Origin of the sequence: Dolichospermum sp. UHCC 0259 (assembly GCF_009711935.1) — a bacterium.
GTDB lineage: Bacteria > Cyanobacteriota > Cyanobacteriia > Cyanobacteriales > Nostocaceae > Dolichospermum.
Map to the genome: position 1 here is coordinate 1 of NZ_VIKX01000146.1, position 5,837 is coordinate 5,837.

Genomic DNA, 5,837 nt, shown 5'->3' on the forward strand with positions numbered 1-5,837 from the left:
AATAGCCCCCCTATTCTCTCTCAAATTCACAATTTTTTGCTTGACAGACCACTAGTTGATTGCGGACTCTTTCCGAACGTGATTGCTGATACTCCCGCAACAACTGGGAAATCTTATGTTTCAGTTCATTGTTATTTGTTTCGTTGGTAGTTGTACTAGTCATAACAGTTTGATTTCTAAATAAGTAGGTTGGATATATAGTTGGTTTTAAACTAGCTGCGATCGCATTTTTTTCTTGCTTTTGAGTGAGATGTTGCCTGTGTTCTGTTTTCCCTATTGGGACAACTCTATGTCACCTGTAACTATAGGCACTGAAATGAAATTCGGTATCTCAGGTAAAAGCTATACAGCAAGAGGCTTTTAACTGCTGACTCTCGCCTATATGTCAACTACAAGTTTTACCTCTACAAAATTGCCGTAAATATGTTAAAAAGTACAATCAGTAATTGCAATATTGTTACAATATTTTTTTACTCAACCGATATAAGTATGCTTCGTAATTTATTAAACAACTGTCATAGACTTAAAATATACAATTGGCTATCTAATATTAAACCGGGATTGTACCTAATTTAACTAATTAATCATGAGATTTGCTTATAGGTCTTGGGAATTAAAGGTAGTTGATGATTATCAGGCTTGGGGCTGCGATTATTTTTGTTTATCTACTGCCTTCTTTTGATTGACCAAGTAATATTACGTAATTAAATAATTAAGTTCATCTCAAACCTGAAAACATAAAAATAAAATAAAATTTCAAGTCAGTAAATTTACACAAATAGTAAAAGTCCTAGTTTCCCAAAAAAAAACCAAGATGCACATTAATAGCTGAGTACATCCTGGTTGGGGTAATTACCACAAATAAATTATTGTGACTTCTGAAGTCTTTTTCATTTTCAACATCATAGAGGTATATTAAGTTACTAAATTACTGCAATATTTATGGACTATACTCTCCTATGATGTTGTATCAATATTTAGGAAAGAGGTTCAATCCGTGCGTAGAATAAACCACGAATCTTCACTTCTTTAGGTTCACCTGCACCTAAATCTGTATCCGAAGGTTGTTCACTTTCAAAAGTCCCAGCGATTTCACCAGAAGTATTGTCTACTTTGGCTACTTGTAAGGAAATTTTACCTGTGAGAATTTCTGCACGTTTGACGTTAGTACGAGTCAATTCTTCATTATCAGATCCGGCTGGTAAAGCTACAGCGTTATCATAGCCACTGACAACACCACGACCTTTAGGATCTAAGAAAGCAGCACCACGATAGGAAGGTACTTTAAAAGTTCCTTCAAAGTCAGTGGATGTATTGATGCTGGTTAAATTAGGTTGTGTTTGTGCAACTAAGTTTTTGATGGTAAATAAGAAGGGTACTAGTTCACCACCAGGAAGTTTAACAGTGATAGCTTGGAAGTCAAGACCATCTTCTTCTGTAAAGGTTAAGCTCTTGTCCTCATTGCTGGTGAGCAGACCTTGTACTTGGTCAATGGTAGAAGTATATCTAGTCATAACTTTACCAGGGACAAATTCTGCAACTTGACGTTTGTTAGCAGGTTCTTCTTTCACAAAGTAACTGGTTGGTTCTAAACAAAGTTCTTTGATACTATATTTCACGCTGGGATCAACAGCAATTGAACCACGACTAGTTTCTGCCAGTTGGGGGCATTTATTAGCCAAGCCTGTGCCGCGAATTTGTTCGTAAGTGAGTACATCACGGACGCTTGTGGAAGGTTCATCACTGCAAGCGGTGATTAGCCCTAAGCATAGAGCCAAGAAAGCAACAATTAAAGCGCGATACCTCATGGTTAACCTCAATTTCAAAAATTAATATCTAAGTTGTCAAACTGCTGTAGTAAACGTACTTGGACGCATTCCGTTCCTGAGTCGGCAATTTAAACCATAGACTAAGCAGCGAACCACATCCATTTTTGATGATGTATGTGTTTTCAGGACATACAGCAAGAGTGTTTGGATAGGGAAATTAGCCAGATCATACGATTTTTTTTAACTCAAAATCAAAGCGCTCTAGTGGTTAAATTTGGCTGTTGTCCAGCACAAATCATGGAAAAGCCTTCTCTACCTTACCATCAAGGATTCTCGTTACTTGAGAATAAGTAGGTGGACATTAAAAATTATTGTTATGAGGAGGGAATAGGCAAGAGGCAAGAGGTAAGAGGCAAGAGGGGACAGGTTTTGGGATCACGACAATTTTTAACGCCAACTTACTGATCACTAGTACAACACGGCATAAATAAACCAACCATTCTAAATTCAAAGCCAGACAGTGAGCCAGTTTAACCCCTGATTGGGGGATTCCTGAATTCGGCTTTATGACTCTTTTGTTGATCAATTTAGGGACTTTTCCAGTATCGTATTAGTTTTATGGAGTAAAACGTTCCATGAACCATGATCAAAATTGTGCATCTGGGGATTTATCCTGCCAACTACAGGCGATTTCCAGTGCGGTGAAAGATGTAGCTCAGAACTGTGAAGGAGATGTGATTGCATTATTGGCTTTGTTACGTCATTTAGAAATGTTGCACAAAGAAATTCGGGATGGGGTGTTTCAGGAAAATTTGCCAACTAATCGCCAAAGATTATACTCGCTGCTTCGAGATATTGAGTCTGAGGGTGGTTGGCCTTATATTGCTCGAATGCGAGTGCAAGCTTTGTTAGTAAATTTGTCGGAGGAAGTTAGTGATGAGGATGCTCTTCCCAACTATACTCATGATGTTTTCAACATTGATGACTCGTTAGAATAGTTCAATTTATTTTGTAGATTGGAATATTGATATTCATCAGAGGTTTACATGGCTGGGATATTATCAGTTTCTCGGACAAATTTAGCTCAACGCCGCCAAAAATTACGTCGGCAGCGACAACTCAAAATTCTTCAGGCTATTTGGCGGACTCTGGCTGTAAGTGGATTTGCTGCGGTTTTGTTCTGGGTAGCAATCCAACCGATGTGGGTGTTGAAGGATTCGGGGCAAATAGTGATTAAATCTGGTGGTCAGGTTTTGACTCAAAAGGATATTTATTCATTGTTGGGGTTGTCGTCTCCCCAGTCTTTATGGCGAGTTGAACCTTCTCTAGTTGCTGATTCTTTAAGACAACAACCGAATATTGCTCAAGCTACGGTTAGCCGTCGTTTATTACCTCCTGGTTTAATTATTGAAATCCAGGAACGAATACCTGTGGCGCTGGCTCAAGTAACTACAGATAAAACGGTGGCTAACTGTGTGCTGAGTCCGACTTTCACGGGTAAGTCGGCTGCGGTTAAGTCTTGTTTACAAAATAGCGGTACGGCTAACAAACAAAATGAACTGGGTTTGTTAGACGCTGGTGGCGTATGGATGCCTTTATCAACCTATATTTCCATTAACCCCAAGGCCAAATTACCTCGACTTATAGTAATTGGTGCGATCGCCCAATACAAGCCATTCTGGACACAACTTTATGAAGCTATCAGTAGTAGTTCTCTCAAGGTGACAGAAATTAATTTTCAAGATCCTACAAATTTAATTTTGAAAACTGAATTAGGAAATGTGCATTTAGGCAGCCCTAGCAATAGATTAACTGAACAAATTCAAGCACTTGTCCAAATGCGCCGTTTACCAAATAAAGTTAATCTTAGTAATATAGATTACATTGATCTCAAAAATCCTGCCATTCCATTAGTACAAATGAATCAAAAAAAACTAGGCTCAGTTATCAAGAAATCAGACTAACTGAACAAAATGTCAATCCGTTGACAATCAACATTTTTTCTTTCTACATCCTTCTGCTGTGTGTCTAGCTCAATAGACAAATCATCTAACTTAGTAACTTGAGTTGCTAATTTTATATTTTTGTAAATTAGGTATATATTATACATATAGATATGAGATTTTTTAGCCATTAGTTAAAAAATCATGTCAGAGGTTGTAAAGTTAGTCACTAAAAAATATTCATCAAAAAACGTGGGGAGGTTATTAAAAATTATTACTAGCATGAAGCTCTATCAAGCAGTTAATAACCAGTTGAATATCTGCCATCAAGCAGTTCCAACAGGTTGGAATCCACAGATAGGGTTGTTATAGTGGGTTTTGCCAAGGAGTTTGGTTAACGCTATTGTTGAAGTGATCTGTTGCTGATAAAAAGTATGAGATAAATAAATGTCTATACTTTTTAGAACTATACTTTTTAAGAATAGGGGGGAATCAGCAATATCAGGGGTTGATATAGAAGGAGTCACATAAGTCAGGAATCACTGAGTAAAATCCTGTGATCAACAGAGTTTCATTTGATGTCCTAACTATATTGTCCGTTGCCATATCATAAACTGTATAGTAAAAAAAATAAAATCCGCTGCCAAGATAAATTTTGGCAATTGCTTGACTCGTAGGTGAATTACACCGAAAAAAGTCGTTTATATACCTTTCACAAATCCAATGACACTTGATAATAACCAAGGCCTGAATCATAACTCTCAAACTCCGGGACAACTAGGGTTCTCTCCGGCTGTTAACTCAAATAATCCCTTTAATAACTCTGGGCTAAATTTTGCCCAAGGTAAGGATAGCAAGAGAATTTCTTCTGAAAATAGCGGTATTGGTGAAATTGTGCCAGGCCGTGTTGCTAATATTAAGGTGATAGGTGTCGGTGGTGGTGGTGGTAATGCTGTCAACCGCATGATTGAGTCTGATGTGTCCGGTGTTGAGTTTTGGTCAATTAACACTGATGCTCAAGCTTTGACTTTAGCGGGCGCTCCTAGTCGCTTGCAAATTGGACAAAAACTAACTAGAGGACTGGGTGCGGGTGGAAATCCGGCGATTGGTCAAAAGGCAGCGGAAGAATCTCGTGATGAAATTGCTACTGCTTTAGAAGGCGCAGATTTAGTATTTATTACTGCTGGTATGGGTGGTGGTACGGGTACAGGTGCAGCCCCAATTGTGGCAGAAATAGCCAAGGAAATGGGCGCTCTTACTGTTGGTGTGGTGACTCGTCCATTTATTTTTGAGGGACGCAGACGCACTAGCCAAGCAGAACAAGGGATTGAAGGCTTGAAAAGTCGGGTAGATACCTTAATTATTATTCCCAATAATAAGTTGTTGGAAGTAATTCCTGAACAAACTCCTGTGCAAGAAGCTTTTCGCTATGCTGATGATGTGTTGCGTCAAGGTGTGCAAGGAATTTCTGATATTATTACCATTCCTGGATTGGTCAACGTTGATTTTGCTGATGTGCGGGCTGTGATGGCTGATGCGGGATCGGCTTTGATGGGAATTGGTGTGAGTTCGGGCAAGTCTAGAGCTAGAGAAGCTGCGATCGCCGCAATTTCTTCACCTTTGTTAGAATGTTCTATTGAAGGAGCTAGAGGAGTTGTCTTTAATATTACTGGTGGTAGTGATCTAACCCTTCATGAAGTTAATGCTGCGGCAGAAACAATCTATGAAGTCGTTGATCCTAATGCCAATATTATTTTTGGGGCGGTAATTGATGACCGACTGCAAGGAGAAGTCAGAATTACTGTAATTGCGACCGGATTTACAGGTGACATCCAACCTCCATCAGCACAAACTGTAGTTACTCCTAGAGTTGTCACACCCACTCCCACAACTACTAGAAGACCCTCACCACTACAACAACCTGTCAATAACCCCAGTCCAGTTGTAGAACAACCAAAAGAAAAACCTTCTTTGGATATTCCCGATTTTCTGCAAAGACGACGAACACCACCAAAAAATTAAATGCTAGTAGATATGAGATTTTAGATTAAATTCACAGTCTCAGTTGAGGCTGCTGTATACAAGTTGTTAGAAGTCCAGGAGTCAGGAGTCAGGAGTCAGGAGT

The 5,837-nt window shown here is 38.9% G+C and carries 5 protein-coding genes and 1 pseudogene; 3 read left to right on the forward strand and 3 right to left on the reverse strand.

Features of this window, described 5'->3' with window-relative positions; translation table 11 throughout:
* Nucleotides 1-49: 49 nt before the first annotated feature.
* Together FJR05_RS11650 and FJR05_RS11655 are read right to left on the reverse strand one after the other, a co-directional pair.
* Nucleotides 50-163: pseudogene (locus tag FJR05_RS11650) on the reverse strand (RNA polymerase sigma factor SigF); the annotation flags it as partial.
* Between the two features lie 814 nt (nucleotides 164-977).
* Nucleotides 978-1,808, reverse strand: a complete 831-nt coding sequence (locus FJR05_RS11655; RefSeq protein ID WP_168644239.1) for a photosystem II manganese-stabilizing polypeptide — start codon at nucleotides 1,806-1,808, stop codon at nucleotides 978-980.
* A 596-nt stretch (nucleotides 1,809-2,404) separates the two neighbouring features.
* Here FJR05_RS11655 and FJR05_RS11660 point away from each other — a divergent pair.
* Together FJR05_RS11660 and FJR05_RS11665 are read left to right on the forward strand one after the other, a co-directional pair.
* Nucleotides 2,405-2,767 carry a hypothetical protein gene (locus FJR05_RS11660; protein ID WP_168644240.1) on the forward strand — a complete coding sequence of 121 codons (363 nt, stop codon included), beginning with the start codon at nucleotides 2,405-2,407 and terminating at the stop codon, nucleotides 2,765-2,767.
* A gap of 48 nt (nucleotides 2,768-2,815) precedes the next feature.
* Entirely contained in the window at nucleotides 2,816-3,733 is a 918-nt protein-coding gene (locus FJR05_RS11665) for a cell division protein FtsQ/DivIB (RefSeq protein WP_168644241.1), read from the forward strand.
* Here the strand turns inward: FJR05_RS11665 and FJR05_RS11670 are convergent.
* Nucleotides 3,730-3,879, reverse strand: a complete 150-nt coding sequence (locus FJR05_RS11670) for a hypothetical protein (RefSeq protein WP_168644242.1) — start codon at nucleotides 3,877-3,879, stop codon at nucleotides 3,730-3,732. The two genes, FJR05_RS11665 and FJR05_RS11670, sit on opposite strands and share 4 nt — an antisense overlap.
* A 556-nt stretch (nucleotides 3,880-4,435) precedes the next feature.
* Here FJR05_RS11670 and ftsZ point away from each other — a divergent pair.
* On the forward strand, nucleotides 4,436-5,734 hold the full coding sequence (gene ftsZ / locus FJR05_RS11675; protein WP_168644243.1) for a cell division protein FtsZ: 1,299 nt from the start codon (nucleotides 4,436-4,438) through the stop codon (nucleotides 5,732-5,734).
* The last annotated feature ends 103 nt before the right edge of the window (nucleotides 5,735-5,837 follow it).

Excerpts from the sequence above, each read along its gene's own strand:
- FJR05_RS11655 (WP_168644239.1), bottom strand. The coding sequence starts at position 1,808 with ATGAGGTATCGCGCTTTAATTGTTGCTTTCTTGGCTCTATGCTTAGGG.
- FJR05_RS11660 (WP_168644240.1), top strand. The coding sequence starts at position 2,405 with ATGAACCATGATCAAAATTGTGCATCTGGGGATTTATCCTGCCAACTA.
- FJR05_RS11665 (WP_168644241.1), top strand. The coding sequence starts at position 2,816 with ATGGCTGGGATATTATCAGTTTCTCGGACAAATTTAGCTCAACGCCGC.
- FJR05_RS11670 (WP_168644242.1), bottom strand. The coding sequence starts at position 3,879 with ATGTATAATATATACCTAATTTACAAAAATATAAAATTAGCAACTCAA.
- ftsZ (WP_168644243.1), top strand. The coding sequence starts at position 4,436 with ATGACACTTGATAATAACCAAGGCCTGAATCATAACTCTCAAACTCCG.